At 67.1% G+C, this 16,186-nt stretch carries 15 protein-coding genes; 6 read left to right on the top strand and 9 right to left on the bottom strand.

The window, feature by feature from the left end; genetic code table 11:
- Positions 1 to 116 precede the first annotated feature (116 nt).
- The 5 genes from JF52_RS0102925 to guaB all read right to left on the bottom strand — a co-directional run bounded on the left by JF52_RS0102925 (position 117) and on the right by guaB (position 5,059).
- Positions 117 to 866 (bottom strand): SURF1 family protein, encoded by a 750-nt coding sequence (locus JF52_RS0102925; protein ID WP_052166907.1) that lies wholly within the window; start codon positions 864 to 866, stop codon positions 117 to 119.
- A gap of 56 nt (positions 867 to 922) precedes the next feature.
- A complete protein-coding gene (locus JF52_RS0102930) occupies positions 923 to 2,038 on the bottom strand; it encodes a GuaB3 family IMP dehydrogenase-related protein (protein WP_033104968.1) in 1,116 nt (371 codons plus the stop codon).
- Between the two features lie 325 nt (positions 2,039 to 2,363).
- The gene (locus JF52_RS0102935) at positions 2,364 to 2,915 is read right to left on the bottom strand and encodes an OsmC family protein (protein ID WP_033106238.1); all 552 of its coding nucleotides are present in this window, start codon (positions 2,913 to 2,915) and stop codon (positions 2,364 to 2,366) included.
- Positions 2,916 to 3,038: 123 nt separating this feature from the next.
- On the bottom strand, positions 3,039 to 3,353 hold the full coding sequence (locus tag JF52_RS0102940) for a DUF2277 domain-containing protein (protein WP_033104969.1): 315 nt from the start codon (positions 3,351 to 3,353) through the stop codon (positions 3,039 to 3,041).
- Positions 3,354 to 3,556: 203 nt separating this feature from the next.
- On the bottom strand, positions 3,557 to 5,059 hold the full coding sequence (gene guaB / locus JF52_RS0102945; protein WP_033104970.1) for an IMP dehydrogenase: 1,503 nt from the start codon (positions 5,057 to 5,059) through the stop codon (positions 3,557 to 3,559).
- A 237-nt stretch (positions 5,060 to 5,296) separates the two neighbouring features.
- On the opposite strand from guaB, the gene JF52_RS0102950 reads away from it, so the two are divergent.
- From JF52_RS0102950 to JF52_RS0102970, 5 genes are read left to right on the top strand one after another with little or no spacing between them, the layout of a single operon-like run.
- Complete coding sequence (locus tag JF52_RS0102950) at positions 5,297 to 6,613, top strand: branched-chain amino acid ABC transporter permease (RefSeq protein WP_052166710.1); 1,317 nt, start codon at positions 5,297 to 5,299, stop codon at positions 6,611 to 6,613.
- A gap of 3 nt (positions 6,614 to 6,616) precedes the next feature.
- Positions 6,617 to 7,594, top strand: a complete 978-nt coding sequence (locus tag JF52_RS0102955; protein WP_033104972.1) for a branched-chain amino acid ABC transporter permease — start codon at positions 6,617 to 6,619, stop codon at positions 7,592 to 7,594.
- On the top strand, positions 7,584 to 8,588 hold the full coding sequence (locus JF52_RS0102960) for an ABC transporter ATP-binding protein (protein WP_033104973.1): 1,005 nt from the start codon (positions 7,584 to 7,586) through the stop codon (positions 8,586 to 8,588). The genes JF52_RS0102955 and JF52_RS0102960 overlap by 11 nt, the downstream gene beginning before the upstream one ends.
- Positions 8,585 to 9,334 carry an ABC transporter ATP-binding protein gene (locus JF52_RS0102965; protein ID WP_033104974.1) on the top strand — a complete coding sequence of 250 codons (750 nt, stop codon included), beginning with the start codon at positions 8,585 to 8,587 and terminating at the stop codon, positions 9,332 to 9,334. Before JF52_RS0102960 ends, JF52_RS0102965 begins: the two co-directional genes overlap by 4 nt.
- 23 nt (positions 9,335 to 9,357) lie before the next feature.
- Entirely contained in the window at positions 9,358 to 10,347 is a 990-nt protein-coding gene (locus tag JF52_RS0102970; protein ID WP_033104975.1) for an NAD-dependent epimerase/dehydratase family protein, read from the top strand.
- Between the two features lie 396 nt (positions 10,348 to 10,743).
- Here JF52_RS0102970 and JF52_RS0102975 read toward each other — a convergent pair whose 3' ends face one another.
- The 3 genes from JF52_RS0102975 to groES all read right to left on the bottom strand — a co-directional run bounded on the left by JF52_RS0102975 (position 10,744) and on the right by groES (position 13,424).
- Complete coding sequence (locus JF52_RS0102975; protein ID WP_033104976.1) at positions 10,744 to 11,997, bottom strand: ABC transporter substrate-binding protein; 1,254 nt, start codon at positions 11,995 to 11,997, stop codon at positions 10,744 to 10,746.
- A 119-nt stretch (positions 11,998 to 12,116) separates the two neighbouring features.
- Positions 12,117 to 13,046, bottom strand: coding sequence for an EamA family transporter RarD (gene rarD / locus JF52_RS0102980; protein WP_033104977.1), 930 nt, complete (start codon positions 13,044 to 13,046; stop codon positions 12,117 to 12,119).
- Positions 13,047 to 13,127: 81 nt separating this feature from the next.
- Complete coding sequence (gene groES / locus JF52_RS0102985) at positions 13,128 to 13,424, bottom strand: co-chaperone GroES (RefSeq protein WP_033104978.1); 297 nt, start codon at positions 13,422 to 13,424, stop codon at positions 13,128 to 13,130.
- Positions 13,425 to 13,561: 137 nt separating this feature from the next.
- Between groES and JF52_RS17150 the strand changes: the two genes are divergently transcribed.
- Positions 13,562 to 14,899, top strand: coding sequence for a class I SAM-dependent methyltransferase (locus tag JF52_RS17150; protein WP_033104979.1), 1,338 nt, complete (start codon positions 13,562 to 13,564; stop codon positions 14,897 to 14,899).
- Positions 14,900 to 14,902: 3 nt separating this feature from the next.
- On the opposite strand, the gene JF52_RS0102995 is transcribed toward JF52_RS17150, so the two are convergent.
- Complete coding sequence (locus JF52_RS0102995) at positions 14,903 to 16,183, bottom strand: hypothetical protein (RefSeq protein WP_033104980.1); 1,281 nt, start codon at positions 16,181 to 16,183, stop codon at positions 14,903 to 14,905.
- Positions 16,184 to 16,186: the final 3 nt, after the last annotated feature.

Consider the following 16,186-nt stretch of genomic DNA (forward strand, 5'->3'; position numbering starts at 1 on the left):
GCCGCGGTATGCGCTCACAGCGCGCACACATGTTGAGGAGCCTACGGAGCGGCGCCGACATCCTCAATGGTGTTCACCCATTGCTAACCAGAGCGCCATGTAGCCCAGGACGATGGTCAAGCCGGAGCAGAGTCCTCGAATGCCTCGACCTCGAGTTCCCAGCGGTCCTTCGCCAGGCGATACCAGATGTAGAACGCGAAGCCGGAGAACACAGCCCACTCGATCGCGTAGAAGATGTTCAGCCAGTTGACGGTGCTGAGTTCATCCGGCGCGGGCGATGCGATGTCGATGAGCCCCTCCGGCGCATCGACGGACGCGAGGTACGGGCGATAGACCGACAGCTCTTCGACATCGTGCCACTGACCGAGCAGCATGGCGGGTGACATCTTGTTCATCGCCAACGGGTCGTCGGCGGGTGGAAGGCCCGGTCCCTCATCCGAGATCACGCGACCGGTGATCGTCGCCTCGGCGCCTGCGGCGTTCTTCTCCAGAGCGGATGCCGCGGCATCCGCCGTCTCGCGATCCGCAGCCCATCCGACCGCGACCGCGATCGAGGTGGCATCGTCGACGCGGAGCTGCCCTGTCACCCAGTAGCCCTCGGCGCCGTCGTTGAAGCGCGAGGACACGACCAGGAAGTCACCTGCGACCCACGTGCCCTCGGTCTCGACGCGCTGCCCGACGTAGGGCTCCGGCAGATACTCGCCGGGTTCGACGACATCGGTGAGCGGTCGCACATCTTCCGTGATCCCGGCGGGCGGTGGCTCGGTGTCGATTGCGCGCTCGAACTGCCACTGTCCGAGGAAGGCGAACACACCGGCGACGACGAGCGCCAGCACGAGCACGCCGATCCAGCGCGGGCGCAGCATGACCTCGCGCAGCGTCGGCGGAAACTCCCGCGAAGTCGTCACGATCTGCGTGCCGTTCAAGAGTGGTAGGGCGCGAGCACGACCTCGACGCGTTGGAACTCCTTGAGGTCGGAGTACCCGGTGGTCGCCATCGATTTGCGGAGAGCTCCGATGAGGTTGGCCGTTCCGTCTGCGACCGGGGCCGGCCCGTAGAGGATCTCCTCCAGCGTGGCGATGCCGTCGACCGCGACACGCCGGCCGCGGGGAAGCTGCGGGTGGTGCGCCTCAGGACCCCAGTGGAACCCGTGACCCGGAGCATCCGTCGCCCGTGCCAGAGCGACGCCGAGCATGACAGCATCCGCACCCATGGCGAGCGCCTTGACGATGTCTCCCGACGTGCCGACGCCGCCGTCGGCGATCACGTGCACGTAGCGTCCGCCAGACTCGTCGAGGTAGTCGCGACGCGCTGCGGCGACGTCCGAGACGGCGGTCGCCATCGGGGCGTGGATGCCGAGAACCGCCCGCGTCGTGGACGCCGCTCCCCCACCGAATCCGACGAGCACGCCGGCCGCGCCAGTGCGCATCAGGTGCAGGGACGCGGTGTAGGTGGCGGCGCCGCCGACGATCACGGGGACGTCGAGGTCGTAGATGAACTTCTTCAGGTTCAGCGGCTCGGCGACGCTGGAGACGTGCTCGGCCGACACCGTCGTGCCGCGGATGACGAACAGGTCGACGCCGGCTGCGACCACGGTCTCGTAGAGCTCCTGCGTGCGCTGCGGCGTGAGCGAGCCCGCGACCGTGACGCCCGCTTCGCGGATCTCGGCGAGGCGGGCCTTGATGAGTTCGGGCTTGATCGGCTCGGAGTAGAGCTGCTGCATGCGCACGGTGGCCTTGTCGGCCGGGAGACCGGCGATCTCGGCGAGCAGCGGCTCCGGATCTTCGTAGCGCGTCCAGACACCCTCGAGGTCGAGCACGCCGAGGCCGCCGAGCTGGCCCAGCATGATCGCGGTCTTGGGGCTGACGACCGAGTCCATCGGCGCACCGATGATCGGAGTGTCGAACTGGTAGGCGTCGATCGACCACCCGGTCGAGACGTCCTCCGGGTTGCGGGTTCGCCGTGACGGCACCACGGCGATGTCGTCGAACGTGTACGCGCGACGTGCGCGCTTGCCTCGACCGAGTTCGATGTCCATGCTCACCCGTCCAGCCTACCCGGCCCGCAGGCCCGTGCCGGAGTCTGCTGCTGCAGTGCGCCCAGCATCCGCCCGCGAGGTGTCGCTTGGTGTCGCGTCACGCGCCGCCATGCGGCATCAAGAACCACCTCCCGGAATGTGCCAGGCCATCCGTCCGACGGAGGTGGCGCAATGGGCCGCTTCGCGCGCGCCGACGCGGCAGAAAGAGACACCTCCCGCGCTGGCGGGTGGCGGGTGGCGGGTGGCGGGTGGCGGGTGGCGGCCGGCGGGTGGCGGGTGGCAGGTGGCGCAGCCGATCGGGCTATCAGTTCCGTGGGGCGGATGCTCAGACCAGAGTGCTGGAGGTCGACACCGGGTTCGAGAAGAGGTCGAGAACCGGGCAGTGCTCGTCGACGACCTTGCGGAGATTCGCGTACTCGTCTGCACTGTTCGGGCCCGAGATGTCGATCTTCAGGCGCACGTCGTGGAATCCGGCACGGCCTGACTCGTCGATCCCGAAGAGCTTCTGGACGTTGAGGTCGCCCTCCGCCGTGATCTCGATCTCGTCGATCGTCAGGCCCAGCGCCTGCGCGTACAGGCGGAACACGACGACCTGGCATGAGACCAGCGCGCCGAGCGCGTACTCGACCGGGCTCGCTGCCGCATCGTCACCGGCGAGCGCGCCTGGCTCGTCGACGAGGAAGCGGTGCTTGCCTGCACGCACCTCGGTGCCCACCGATCCGACGCCGCGGCCGACGACCTTGTAGGTGATCTCGGCGTTCGCCGGGTCGGCGGCGATGCGCTCGTTCCACGCCGTACCCGCATCGGTGAGGCGCTGTGCGCGCTCATCGGGGGTGACATCGGCGATGGGTGCGGTCTGGTCCTGGAGAAGAGTCATGACGCGACGATAACGGCGACTCTCGTGCGGGGCGACGGATGCCGTCATCCGGCGTCACATCACGTCACGCGGCGTTTTCTTGACCGCCGCGCATCGCGGCATCCGTTCGGGAGCAGCATGCGCCTATGTCGTGGCGCGTGCGGCGCGCTTCTCCTGCTGGTAGACGCGGATCGCCTCGTAGCGCTCGGCGGAGCGTGCCTTGCGCTTGGTGGCCTCCTGCTCGCGGTTCTTCGGCGGCGCGGAAGTCACGAGGGCGTCGAGAAGCGCACGGGTCGCCAGTTCGATCTCTGCGACGGCGTGGTCGAAGACCTCCTGATTCGCCCTGGAGGGCGCGTTCGTGCCGGAGATCTTGCGCACGAACTGCACGGCGGCGTCGTGGCACTCCTCGTCGGTCGCGGCAGGTTCCAGGTTGTTCAACGGGACGATGTTGCGGCACATGCCAGCACGCTACGCCGGTTCACGAGGTGGCGCGAGTGGCCGCGTCCTGGCGGCGCAAGCGGCACGAAGCGACACCTCCCGCAGCAGGTCGCGCGCCCTCGCCGCAGGAGGTGGTCGAAGAGGCCGCATCACGGCGGCGCACGCGGCACAAAGCGACACCTCCCGCAGCGGCACCTCCCGCAGCAGGTGGCGCCGGCGAAGGCCTACTTCTTGTAGTTGGGCGCCTCGACCACGATCTGCACGTCGTGGGGGTGCGACTCCTTGAGTCCTGCGGAAGTGATGCGCACGAACTTGCCGCGGGTCTTGAGCTCTTCGATCGTGCGGGCACCGACGTAGAACATCGACTGCCGCAGCCCTCCGACGAGCTGGTACGCCACCGCGGCGACCGGTCCGCGATACGGCACTTGGCCCTCGATGCCCTCGGGGATGAGCTTGTCATCGCTTGGCACGTCGGCCTGGAAGTAACGGTCCTTCGAGTAGGAGGTCTGCTTGCCGCGGGTCTGCATCGCACCGAGCGAACCCATGCCGCGGTACTGCTTGAACTGCTTGCCGGACTGGAAGACGATCTCGCCCGGGGACTCGTCGGTTCCGGCGAGCAGGGAGCCGAGCATGACGGCATCCGCACCGGCGACGAGCGCCTTCGCGATGTCACCCGAGTACTGCAGTCCGCCGTCGGCGATCACCGGCACGCCTGCGGGGCGGGCTGCGAGAGAGGCCTCGTACACGGCCGTGACCTGCGGCACGCCGACGCCGGCGACGACGCGGGTGGTGCAGATCGATCCGGGTCCGACACCGACCTTGACGGCGTCCACGCCGGCATCGATGAGCGCCTGCGCGCCCTCCCGGGTGGCGACGTTGCCGCCGATGATGTCGATGTGCGCGAACGACTCGTCGGCCTTGAGCCGCTGCACGAGATCGATGACGCCCTGCGACTGCCCGTTGGCCGTGTCGACGACGAGCACGTCGACGCCGGCGTCGCGCAGCGCCTCTGCGCGCTCCCACGCGTCGCCGAAGAAGCCGATCGCGGCGCCAACGCGCAGCCGGCCCTGGTCGTCCTTCGTGGCCAGGGGGTACTTCTCGCTCTTGTCGAAGTCCTTGATCGTGATGAGACCGGCGAGCTTGCCGTCCTCATCCAGCAGCGGCAGCTTCTCGACGCGGTGCTTGGCGAACAGCGCGATGACCTCACCGGCCGGCACGCCCACCTTCGCCGTGACCAGGTTCTCGGAGGTCATGACGTCCTTGACGAACGTGGTCTGGCGCTCGAAGCCCGACACGAAGCGCATGTCGCGGTTCGTGATGATGCCGACGAGGTGCCCGTCGGGGTCGACGACCGGCAGCCCGGAGATGCGGTACTTCGCGCAGAGGTTGTCGACCTCGTCGACGGTGGCATCAGGGGTGGTCGTGATCGGATCCGTGATCATGCCCGACTCGCTGCGCTTGACGCGGTCGACGTGGGCGGCCTGATCGGCGATCGAGAGATTGCGGTGCAGGATGCCGATACCTCCCTCGCGGGCCATCGCGATGGCCATGCGGGACTCGGTGACGGTATCCATCGCGCTGGAGAGCAGCGGCGTGGCGACCGAGATACGACGGGTGATGCGCGAGGACGTGTCGGCCTCGCTGGGGATCACGTCGGTATGACCGGGAAGGAGCAGCACGTCGTCGTAGGTGAGTCCGACGAAGCCGAAGGGATCGTGCTGTTCCATGGATGAGCCTCCTGCGCGCGCGTATGACCTGTTGTGCCGTCTGTACAGATTCTAAACGCCACAGGCGGGGGAACATTCCCGAATCCATGTGGCGAGGATCCAGTCAGGCGAGTCGATCAAGTTACACCTGTGTCACCAATCCACGGCGTTGCTAGTGAATCGCCGTTTCCCGCACTACGCTCAAACCCAGCCCGCAGTCGACCCGAACCCGCGGCGAGCACTCACAGTGGAGGTTGCGTGGGACCCACGTCTACAGCCGTCCGACGCGTCCGGCCATGGTTGGTCGCGCTCCTCGGCGTGCTGATCGCTCTATCAGCTCTGGTGCTCCAGCCACCGGCATCCGCCCTCGCAGACGAGACGGATGACGGCCAGGAGATCACCGATTTCTACTTCGCCGGGGTGATCACGTTCGATGACGAACCGATCCCCGACGTCACCGTCAAGATCGAGGGGAACGGCTTCGATGCCGAGACCGAGACGGATGCCGAGGGCAAGTGGCGACTCTATGTTCCGGAGAAGGATGCCTACACGCTCACCGTCGATGAGGACACGCTCCCCGAGGGCGTGATCGTCGAGGGCGACTCCGCGTCGCAGGAGGTGGAGTTCGCGCTCACGAACACGAAGATCGTGAACCTGTTCCTCGGTGAGGGAGTGCGAGAGACGACGTCGTTCATCGATCAGCTGCTCTCCCGCATCGTGGGCGGACTGAACTTCGGTCTGCTGCTGGGTCTGGCATCCATGGGCGCCGCCCTCATCTACGGCACGACGCGCCTGTCGAACTTCGCCCATGGCGAGATGGTCACCTGGGGCGCTGTGGTCGCGCTGCTCTTCACGACCTTCTGGAATCTGCCCCTCTGGCTCGGCATCATCGCCGCAGTCATCGGCGGCGGACTGCTGGGGCTCGCGCTGGATGCCGGTCTCTGGCGTCCGCTCCGGCGAAGAGGCCTCGGCATCGTGCAGCTGATGATCGTCAGCATCGGGCTCTCGCTGGCGCTGCGCTACGTCCTTCAGTACATGATCGGCGGCAGCACGTTCCAGTTGCAGGGTGCGAGCCCGACGCCGATCAAGTTCGGTCCGATCTCGCTGTCGTACATCGACATGATCGGCATGGGCACGAGCATTGTCGTCATCCTCGGCGTGGCCTTCTTCCTCACCCGCACCAGGGTCGGCAAGGCCACCAGGGCCATCTCCGACAATCCGCAGCTGGCCGCGGCATCCGGAATCGACGTCGACAAGGTCGTGCGGATCGTATGGGTGCTCGCAGGAGTCCTCGCGGCGATCTCCGGCGTGCTGTGGGCGTATTTCCGCCCAGGGGTGAAGTGGGACATGGGCATGCAGATGCTGCTGCTCATCTTCTGCGCCATCACACTCGGCGGCCTCGGCTCCGCGATCGGCGCGCTCATCGGCTCGATCATCGTCGGCCTGGCCGTCGAGGTCTCGACGCTGCTGGGCGTGCCGTCCGATCTCAAGTACGCCACCGCGCTGGTCGCGCTGATCGTGATCCTTCTCGTCAGGCCGCAGGGCCTGCTCGGGCGCAGGGAAAGGCTGGGCTGACGCATGGACTTCGGAAACATCTTCGGCAACACCGCCTCTTATCTCTTCAGCCCCACGACGATCGCGTACGCGCTCGCCGCCACCGGACTCGCCGTGCACTTCGGCTACGGCGGACTGCTCAACTTCGGCATGGCCGCGTTCATGGCGGTCGGCGGCTACGGGTATGCGATCTCGATCCTCAGCTTCGGATTCCCCTGGTGGGCCGGCGTGCTCGCGGGCGTGCTCGCCGGTGCGCTGTTCGCTCTGGTCCTCGGCATCCCGACTCTTCGTCTGCGCGCCGACTATCTCGCCATCGCGACGATCGCGACCGCCGAGGTGGTCAGGCTGCTCTTCCTCACCGAGCTGTTCCGCGAATGGACCAACTCGGCAGGCGGTCTCTCCGGATACCATCAGAGCTTCCGCGACATGAACCCGTTCCCGCCCGGAATCTACGGCTTCGGCCCGTGGACCTACAACGAGAACGACCTGTGGGTGCGCGTGTTCGGCGTGCTGGTGCTCGCTCTGTCGGTGCTTCTCGTGTGGGCGCTGATGCGCAGCCCGTGGGGCCGGGTGCTCAAGGGCATCCGCGAGGACGAGGATGCGGTGCGCTCGCTCGGCAAGAACGTGTTCGCGTACAAGATGCAGGCGCTCGTGGTCGGTGGCGTCATCGGCGCTCTCGGCGGCGTCGTCTTCGTCCTGCCGTCCGCCGTGATCCCCGGCAGCTATTCGACATCGCTGACGTTCTTCCTGTGGACGATCCTGCTGCTGGGAGGGGCTGCGACCGTCTTCGGCCCGACGCTGGGCGCCGTGCTGTTCTGGGTCGTGTTCGCCTTCCTCGGCGGCCTGCTGCCCGAGATGGCGCGCGTCGGCTGGTTGCCGATGACCACGAACCAGGCCGACGTGGTCCGCTACATCGTGATCGGCATCGTGCTGATGCTGATCGTGATCTTCCGGCCGCAGGGCATCCTCGGAAACAAGAGGGAGATGACCTTTGTCAAGTAACAGCGCCCCCAGTGAAAGCACCCCCGGCGCTCCGGCGACCGGCAGCGTCACACGTCCCAAGAGCACGGGTCTCGCCAAGGGACCGGCGGAGCCCGGTGTCGCCAAGGTCGACCCCATCCTCATCGCGGACAACGTGAAGCGGCACTTCGGCGGCCTCACCGCAGTCGACGTCGATCACCTCGAGGTCCCCCGCGGCGCCATCACGGCACTGATCGGGCCGAACGGTGCAGGCAAGACGACGCTGTTCAACCTGCTGTGCGGCTTCGACAAGCCCAACGCGGGTACCTGGTCGTTCGACGGCACGAACCTGTCCGGGGTGCCGTCGTTCAAGGTCGCCCGTATGGGCCAGGTGCGCACCTTCCAGCTCACCAAGTCGCTGTCGCTGCTGACCGTGCTCGAGAACATGAAGCTCGGCGCACCGGGTCAGCGCGGCGAGGGCTTCTGGGCCGGGCTGTTCCCGTTCCTGTGGCGCGCGCAGGAGGCCGAGATCGAAGAGCGTGCGCGGGGACTGCTCGCCCGCTTCAAGCTCGACGCCAAGGAGAAGGACTTCGCCGCCTCGCTCTCGGGCGGGCAGCGCAAGCTGCTCGAGATGGCGCGGGCGCTGATGAGCGATCCTCAGCTGGTCATGCTCGACGAGCCGATGGCGGGGGTCAATCCCGCGCTCACGCAGTCGCTGCTCGATCACATCCTCGATCTGAAGGATCTCGGCATGACGGTGCTCTTCGTCGAGCACGACATGCACATGGTGCGCCACATCGCCGACTGGGTGGTCGTGATGGCCGAAGGCCGCATCGTCGCCGAGGGCCCGCCGAGCACCGTCATGGAGGACCCTGCCGTCGTCGACGCCTACCTCGGCGCCCATCAGGATGTGGACCTCGGCGCGGTCACTGGTCGTCTGCCGGTGATCTCGGATGCCGCGGCCGCGGAGCTGCGCGATCAGATCGAGGCTGAGGCCGAAGCCGAGATCGAGAGCCCCGGGGAGGGGAAGGCATGAGTGAAGGATCTGTCGACACGCGCGACGTCGTTGTCGAGATGACGGATGTGCACGCCGGCTACCTGCCGGGCGTGAACATCCTCAACGGCGCGAACCTCATCGCTCGCAAGGGCGAACTGATCGGCATCATCGGCCCGAACGGCGCCGGCAAGTCGACGCTGCTGAAGGCGATCTTCGGCATGGTGCAGGTGCGCGGTGGCGAGATCACGGTCAACGGCGAGAGCATCGTCGGGCTGAAGGCCGACCGGCTCGTCAGGCGCGGTGTGGCCTTCGTGCCGCAGACGAACAACGTCTTCCCCTCGCTGACGATCGAGGAGAACCTGCAGATGGGGCTCTATCAGAACCCCAAGATCTACAAGGAGCGGCTGGAGTTCGTCAGCGGCATCTTCGCGGAGCTCGGCACCAGGCTGAAGCAGCGCGCAGGTTCGCTCTCGGGCGGCGAGCGTCAGATGGTGGCGATGTCGCGTGCACTGATGATGGATCCGTCCGTGCTGCTGCTCGATGAGCCGTCGGCGGGGCTGAGCCCGGTGCGGCAGGATGACGCATTCATCCGCGTCTCCGACATCAACAAGGCCGGCGTCACGACGATCATGGTCGAGCAGAACGCCCGGCGCTGTCTGCAGATCTGCGACCGAGGGTACGTGCTCGACCAGGGCCGTGACGCGCATGAGGGCAGCGGGCGCGATCTGCTGAACGATCCGAAGGTGATCGGTCTGTACCTCGGCACGCTCGGCGACGCCGCGTAGCCCGCTCCGTTTAGGCTCGCCTCATGACGAGCGTTCTGTATCTGGGCGGCACAGGGACCATCAGCGCGGCGTGCGTGCGCCGTTCGATCGAGCGAGGACACGACGTGACGGTCGTGAATCGCGGGAGCGGGCGACGCGGACTGCCGGATGACGTCACCGTCGTGTCCGCGGACATCCGCGACCGTGCGGCGCTGAGGACTGCGCTCCGCGGTCGCGAGTTCGATGCGGTCGCCGACTTCCTCTCGTTCACCCGGGATCATGTCGCAGGCAACCTCGGAGCGTTCGCAGGGCGCACCGGGCAGTACATCTTCATCAGTTCAGCATCCGCCTACCAGAAGCCGCCGGCGCAGCTGCCGATCACCGAGCAGACGCCCTTGGAGAACCCGTTCTGGCAGTACTCGCGCGACAAGATCGCGTGCGAGGAGATGCTTTTCGATGCCCAGCGCGATATCGGCGTGCCCGTCACGATCGTGCGCCCGTCGCACACCTACGACGAACGGTCGATCCCGACGATGGGCGGCTGGACCGACATCGCCCGCATGCGCGAGGGGCGGCCGGTCATCGTGCACGGCGACGGGACGAGCCTGTGGACCATCACGCACTCCGATGACTTCGCCGTCGCCTTCACCGGGCTCGTCGGACGCTCGGAGGCGATCGGCGAGGCGTACACGATCACGGGTTCGCACGCGCCAACGTGGAATCAGATCTACGGCTGGCTCGCGGATGCGGCCGGGGTCGAGGCGCCCGACCTCGTGCACGTCGCATCCGACACGATCGCCGCTCTCGCACCGGAACTCGGTCCGACGCTGCTCGGGGACAAGGCGCACTCGATCGTGTTCGACACCTCGAAGGTGCAGGCACTGGTGCCGGAGTTCGCCACGACGATCACGTTCGACGAGGGCGCGCGCCGGATTCTCTCCTACCACGACGCACACCCGGACGCCCAGGTCGTGGATCCCGAGCGCGACGCCCAGTTCGACCGCCTCGCCGCGCACGCCCGCGCCGCCGCATAGCCCGGGCACCGCCGCCGCCACCGCGCGGGAGGTCGCACCGCCACCGCGCGGGATCGACTTCCCCCGCGGGCAAGTGTCTCCAGTGGCCGCCTACCGTCGCGCGACGCGACACGAAGCACCACCTCCCCAGCCCGGCCCCGCCTCCCCCGCGGGCAGGTGTCTCCAGTGGCCGCCACCCCTCGCGCGACGCGACACGAAGCACCACCTCCCGCCACCCGGCCTCGCCGCCCAGCCCTGCCTCGCCCCCGACTCCCCGCCCCCGCGGGCAGGTGTCTCTAGTGGCCGCCTCCCCTCGCGCGACGCGACACGAAGCGCCACCTCCCGCCCCCGGGCCACCGCGCGGGCACGAAGAAGGGGCCCCGGATGACAGCATCCGGAGCCCCTTCTCACACAGTGTTACTTGATGCGGGTCGTGACGTTCTCGGCGTCGAACTCGTAGACGCCGATGGCGGCGCCTTCGGGGTCGTTGTCGTCGTTGAACGTGATCTCGCCGGAGTAGCCGTCGTAGTCGGCGGTACCGCCTGCGTTGATGATCTCGGCGCAGTCGACGAAGCTCGTGCACTTCTCGCCTTCACCGGAACCACCCGAGACCTCCTGCATAGCACCGGCGATGTCCTCACCCTCGACCGACACGGCCTGCAGCGCCGCGAGGGCGATGAGGATCGTGGCGTCGTACGCCTCTGCCGAATAGGTCAGGGCGTCGATCGGCTCGTTGCCCTCAGCCGTCCAGACCTCGTTCAGCTGGTCGATGAAGTCGTCGGGAAGCTCAGCGCCTGCGCGCGTGCCCTTCGATCCCTCGAGGCTGACACCGAGGTCCGGCCAGTCCTTCAGGTTGCCGTCGACGAGGTACAGCGCGCCAGTGTCGACGCCCGCGTTGCCGAGCAGCGGTGCGATCGTGGCGAACTGGTCGTACGACACGATGGCGACAGCATCCGGGTTCGCCGCGGCGACCGTCTGCACCTGGGCGTTGAACTGTCCGTCACCCTGGTTGTACGAGGCTTCGGCGACGACCTCGCCACCTGTGCCCTCGAACGTGGACTTGATCGCCTCGAACAGGCCCGTGCCGTACGGGTCGTTCTGGTAGATGATGCCGAGCGTCTTGTGCCCGTCCTCGGCGATCTGGTTGCCGAGCACCTCGCCCTGCAGGTTGTCGCTGGGAGCCGTGCGGAAGTACAGCGGGTTGATGCCGGTGAAGTCCGCCGAGGTGTTCGACGGCGAGACCGTGAGGATGCCGGATCCGGCGTTGCCGTCGAGGATCAGCTTCGTCACGCTCGAGGATGCCGCTCCCACCATCGCGGTGATGCCGGCGCTCTGCAGGTTCGTGATCGAGGTCTCGTACGCCTTGTTGTCGAGGTCGCCCTCGTCAGCGGCGGTGAGCTCGACCTGGATACCGGCTGCTGCGTCGTTGATCTCGGACACGGCGAGCTGCACACCGGCCTCCATCGGCGCTCCGAGGAAGGACAGCGACCCAGTGGACGGCAGCAGCGAGCCCAACTGGAGCGTCAGGTCGACCTCGGCCGGACGATCTCCGCCGCCGGTGTCTTCGGTCGCCTCTGGCGCGGGCGTGCTGCAGCCCGTGATCACAAGCGCCGATGCGCCGACCAGCGCGATGCCGGCAAGCCACTTCGTACGCGTCTGCGTGCGGTTCATAATGCTCCTTTGCAACGACGGACATGGCAATACATGCCCGGATGATCCCACCTTATGGTGGGCGCGAGCGTGCTGGGTATCGGTGCGCTAACGATCTTGTTTCGCCTTGAATACGGGCGTCAGGCGACGGGAGCCACCCGCGTGCGCCGACCGCGCCGACCGGCGCGCAGCAGGTCGATGACGAACACGCCGACCGCGATCCACACGATCACGAATCCGATCCATCGCTCGGGCGGCATCGGCTCGTGAAGCAGCAGCACTCCGGTGAGGAACTGCATGATCGGGGTGATGAACTGGATCATCCCGATCACCGTGAGGTTGATGCGGCGGGCGCCGGAGGCGAACAGCAGCAGAGGCACAGCGGTCGCGATGCCGGCGAACAGCATGAGCACGGTGTGCCACGTGCTCACCGTGCCGAACGTGATGCCGGTGGTCTGCGCGACGATGATCAGCTGCACCACGGCGATCGGCAGCAGCCAGAACGACTCGAGCGTGAGCCCGCTCACGGCATCCACCGCCGGTCCGATCTTCTTCTTGATCAATCCATAGGTGCCGAAGGATGCTGTCAGCGACAGCGCGATCCACGGGAACGAGCCGTACGCGACGATGATGACGACGACCGCGACGACGGCGACCCCGATCGCGACCCACTGCAGGCGACGGATGCGCTCGCGCAGCACGAAGACACCGAGCAGCACGGTGGTGATCGGGTTGATGAAGTAGCCCAGCGCCGTCTCGACGACGTGCCCGCTCAGGGTTCCGATCAGGAACACCTGCCAGTTGACGTAGATGAGCACTCCGGCGAGCGCCGTCCACGCGAGCAGTCTGGGCTGCCGGATGATCGCCATGATGCGCCGCCAGCCCCGCGCGACCGTGAGCAGCAGCAGGCAGAACACGAGCGAGAAGACCACGCGCGCCGCGACGACCTCCCACGGCCCGGTCGGCACGAGCAGCAGGAAGTACAGCGGCAGCAGCCCCCAGATCAGGTAGGCGGCCACCGAGTACGCGGCTCCTGCTGCGCGGGTGCGGGGCGATGCTTCGAGGCTCACTGCTCCACCCTAGGACCGGCAAGGATGCGAAAAGGCCCGGATGCCGAAGCATCCGGGCCTTCTACGCTGTTGTCGAGTCGCTCAGCGAACGACGACTGCGAGAACGTCGCGAGCCGAGAGCACCAGGTACTCGTCGGCGCCGAACTTGATCTCGGTGCCGCCGTACTTGCTGTACAGGACGCGGTCGCCGACGGACACGTCGAGCGGAACGCGGTTGCCGTTGTCGTCGATGCGGCCGGGGCCGACAGCCACGACCTCGCCCTCCTGGGGCTTCTCCTTGGCGGTGTCGGGGATGACCAGTCCACTAGCGGTGGTCTGCTCTGCCTCGACCTGCTGGATGACGATGCGGTCCTCGAGCGGCTTGATGGAAACCGACACGGTCTACCTCTTCTTTCTTGACGCTGACACGAAAGACTTGTTCGCACTCTCAACCCGAGAGTGCTAATCACAAGTGTAGGGCGTCGGCTGGCACTCATGCAATGCGAGTGCCAGTTTCGGATGCGTAGTCTGAAGTGATGGACATGTCCGAGCTCACCGCGCTGCTCACCCCCGAGGGCCTTCGGCTGCTCGATGAGGTGGGCCCGATCGCTTCCGCTGGAGAGGTCGCCGGTGCCGTCTCGAGGCTGCGTGCGGCAGGGCACTCCCCCGATCTCGTGTCCGCTGTCGTGGGTCAGGCCCACCTGCGCACGAAGGCAGTACCGAAGTTCGGCGGCTTCGCCGAGCGGATGCTGTTCACCAGAGCCGGCCTCGAGCAGGCGACGCGTCTGGGGGTGGCGGCACGGCACGCGGGGCGCATGCGCCGCGCCGGAATCACACGCGTGGCTGACCTTGGCTGCGGCATCGGCGGAGACTCGCTCGCCTTCGCAGGTGCCGGGCTCAGCGTGGTGGCAGTGGATGCCGATGAGGTCACCGCCGCGATCGCCGCCTACAACCTGGCCCCCTTCGGCGAGCGCGGGTCGTTGAGCGAGCGCAGCGAGACGAAACAGGTTGAGCGACCGCAGGGAGTCGAAGCCACTGTGACGGTGCAGCACGGCACGGCCGAGGACTTCGTGAGCGCCAACTTCCCGAGCGCTAACTTCGGAGAAGTGCACGATCTTCGGACCAATTCAGCAGATTCCTCCGAAGATGCTGCACTTCTCCGAGATTCGCGCACGGCGGTCTGGCTCGACCCAGCCCGGCGCACGACCGGTCACAGCGAGACGCGGCGGGTCACGGCATCCGACTACTCCCCCTCACTCGACTGGGCGTTCGACCTCGCAGAACGGATGCCGGTCGGCATCAAGCTCGGCCCCGGTCACGATCGCGACAGCCTGCCCGCGGATGTCGAGGCGCAGTGGGTCAGCGCCGACGGCAGCGTGGTCGAACTCGTGCTGTGGTCTCGTGAGCTCGCGCGCGACGGCGTGCGGCGTGCGGCGCTCGTGATCCGCGGTGACGAGTCTCACGAGCTCACGGCAGGGGCGGATGCCGAAGATGCCGAAGTTCGCGAGCTCGGTGCCTTCCTGCACGAGCCGGACGGCGCCGTCATCCGTGCGCGCTTGATCGGTGACGTCGCGCGCAGCATCGATGCCGGGATGCTGGACGAGAAGATCGCCTATCTCACCGGGGATGCCGCGTTGACGAGCCCCTTCGTGCAGTCGTTCCGGGTGCGCGAGGTGATGGCGGCCAATCCCAAGGCGATCAACACGGTACTCAGGGCCGCCGACATCGGCACGATCGAGATCAAGAAGCGCGGCATGGACATCGACCCGGCGGCGTTCCGGAAGAAGCTGAGCCTGAAGGGCTCGCAGACCGCCACGCTGATCCTCACTCGCGTCGGAGATCGGCGGATGGCGATCCTCGCCGATCGGGTGTGAGACTCAGCCGGGGGTCTCGCCCGTCTCGCCGTCGCTCACGAGGTCGTCGAACATCGGATCGTCGAACGTGAACTCGATCGGATCCCCGGTCTCGGGATCGAGCTCACCGACCGTGGCGCCCGTGGTGCGGATGATCGTGAGTTGAGGACCGCGCATCTTCGTTTGCTGCACGAAGTACTCCCGCGGCACGCCGTCGATGCTCGCGATGAGCGTGATGTCGGACTCGGCATCAGGGGCGCACGCCTCGAGGGGTCCTCCGTCGGCTGAGACGATGATGCAGACTCCGGCGCTCGTCCAGTTGCTCCACACGACCGTGTCGCCGTCATATCCGAGGATTCCGAGAGCGCTGCCTTCGTAGCCTTCCGCTTCGAGCTCGCGCAACTGCGCGAGCTCGGCATCGTTGTACTGCGACTCCCATCCGGACGAGGTCTGATCCCAGACCTGGATGACGGGCACCAATTCACCCGTCGGCGACATCATCATCGCCGCCATCAGCTGCTGTCCGGCTTTCTCCTCGCCCTCCGGTACTGTCGCGGTCGCATTGGGCCAGGCCGATTCGTCCAGCTGCTCAGACGGTATGCAGCCGTTCTTGTTCATCTCGTCAGGGCCGGTGATGATCACGCACGCCTCGTCGCCGTTCGATCGTTCCGCGCTCCAGATGACGAGACCGTACTGCTCTGTGAGCGGGGTGAGCGTCCCGGAGTCGTAGAGATCGCTCTCTTCGAGTTGCGCGCGTCGGTCTGCGTTGGCGGCACCGAGTGCGTACGCCTCGGCGTCCCAGCCCCACACCGCCCACCCGATGCCGAGGCCGAGGCCGAGTGCAGCCGCGACAGCGCCGAGAGCGAAGCCGATCGGATGCCGGCGCCACGGCCGCAGCGGAGCACGCTGTTGTGCGGATGATCCGCTTCGACTCGCTGTCGCTCGCTCAGCGCGTTTCGTCTCGCCTTCGGCTCGCTCAACGACCCGCCCCTGTTCTCGCAAGTGGGCTGTGTCTTGCGAAGAAACGACATCCTGCGGGAAGGCTGTGTCTTGCGAAGAATCGACATCCTGCGGGGCAACGACCTCCTGCGGGGCGTTGAGCGCAGGCAGCGAAGCAGCCGGAGCGGTGTGCTGAGCGAGCGCAGCGAGTCGAAGTGACGAAACGGGTTGAGCGACCGAAGGGAGACGAAGCCGTTGCTCCAGCTCGCGCAGCCGCTCGAGCTCGTCGGCGGACAGGCCGCCGTCGCGGCCGTACGCCTTGGCTTGCAGCATCCGCAGCTCTGCGGATTCGGCGGCCGACGGCATCCG

Origin of the sequence: Microbacterium profundi (assembly GCF_000763375.1) — a bacterium.
In the GTDB taxonomy this organism is placed as follows: domain Bacteria; phylum Actinomycetota; class Actinomycetes; order Actinomycetales; family Microbacteriaceae; genus Microbacterium; species Microbacterium profundi.

Bases quoted from the DNA above. Each gene is read 5' to 3' on its own strand.
- JF52_RS0102925 (WP_052166907.1), bottom strand. From the start codon at position 866: ATGCTGCGCCCGCGCTGGATCGGCGTGCTCGTGCTGGCGCTCGTCGTC.
- JF52_RS0102930 (WP_033104968.1), bottom strand. From the start codon at position 2,038: ATGGACATCGAACTCGGTCGAGGCAAGCGCGCACGTCGCGCGTACACG.
- JF52_RS0102935 (WP_033106238.1), bottom strand. From the start codon at position 2,915: ATGACTCTTCTCCAGGACCAGACCGCACCCATCGCCGATGTCACCCCC.
- JF52_RS0102940 (WP_033104969.1), bottom strand. From the start codon at position 3,353: ATGTGCCGCAACATCGTCCCGTTGAACAACCTGGAACCTGCCGCGACC.
- guaB (WP_033104970.1), bottom strand. From the start codon at position 5,059: ATGGAACAGCACGATCCCTTCGGCTTCGTCGGACTCACCTACGACGAC.
- JF52_RS0102955 (WP_033104972.1), top strand. From the start codon at position 6,617: ATGGACTTCGGAAACATCTTCGGCAACACCGCCTCTTATCTCTTCAGC.
- JF52_RS0102965 (WP_033104974.1), top strand. From the start codon at position 8,585: ATGAGTGAAGGATCTGTCGACACGCGCGACGTCGTTGTCGAGATGACG.
- JF52_RS0102970 (WP_033104975.1), top strand. From the start codon at position 9,358: ATGACGAGCGTTCTGTATCTGGGCGGCACAGGGACCATCAGCGCGGCG.
- JF52_RS0102975 (WP_033104976.1), bottom strand. From the start codon at position 11,997: ATGAACCGCACGCAGACGCGTACGAAGTGGCTTGCCGGCATCGCGCTG.
- JF52_RS17150 (WP_033104979.1), top strand. From the start codon at position 13,562: ATGGACATGTCCGAGCTCACCGCGCTGCTCACCCCCGAGGGCCTTCGG.
- JF52_RS0102995 (WP_033104980.1), bottom strand. From the start codon at position 16,183: ATGCCGTCGGCCGCCGAATCCGCAGAGCTGCGGATGCTGCAAGCCAAG.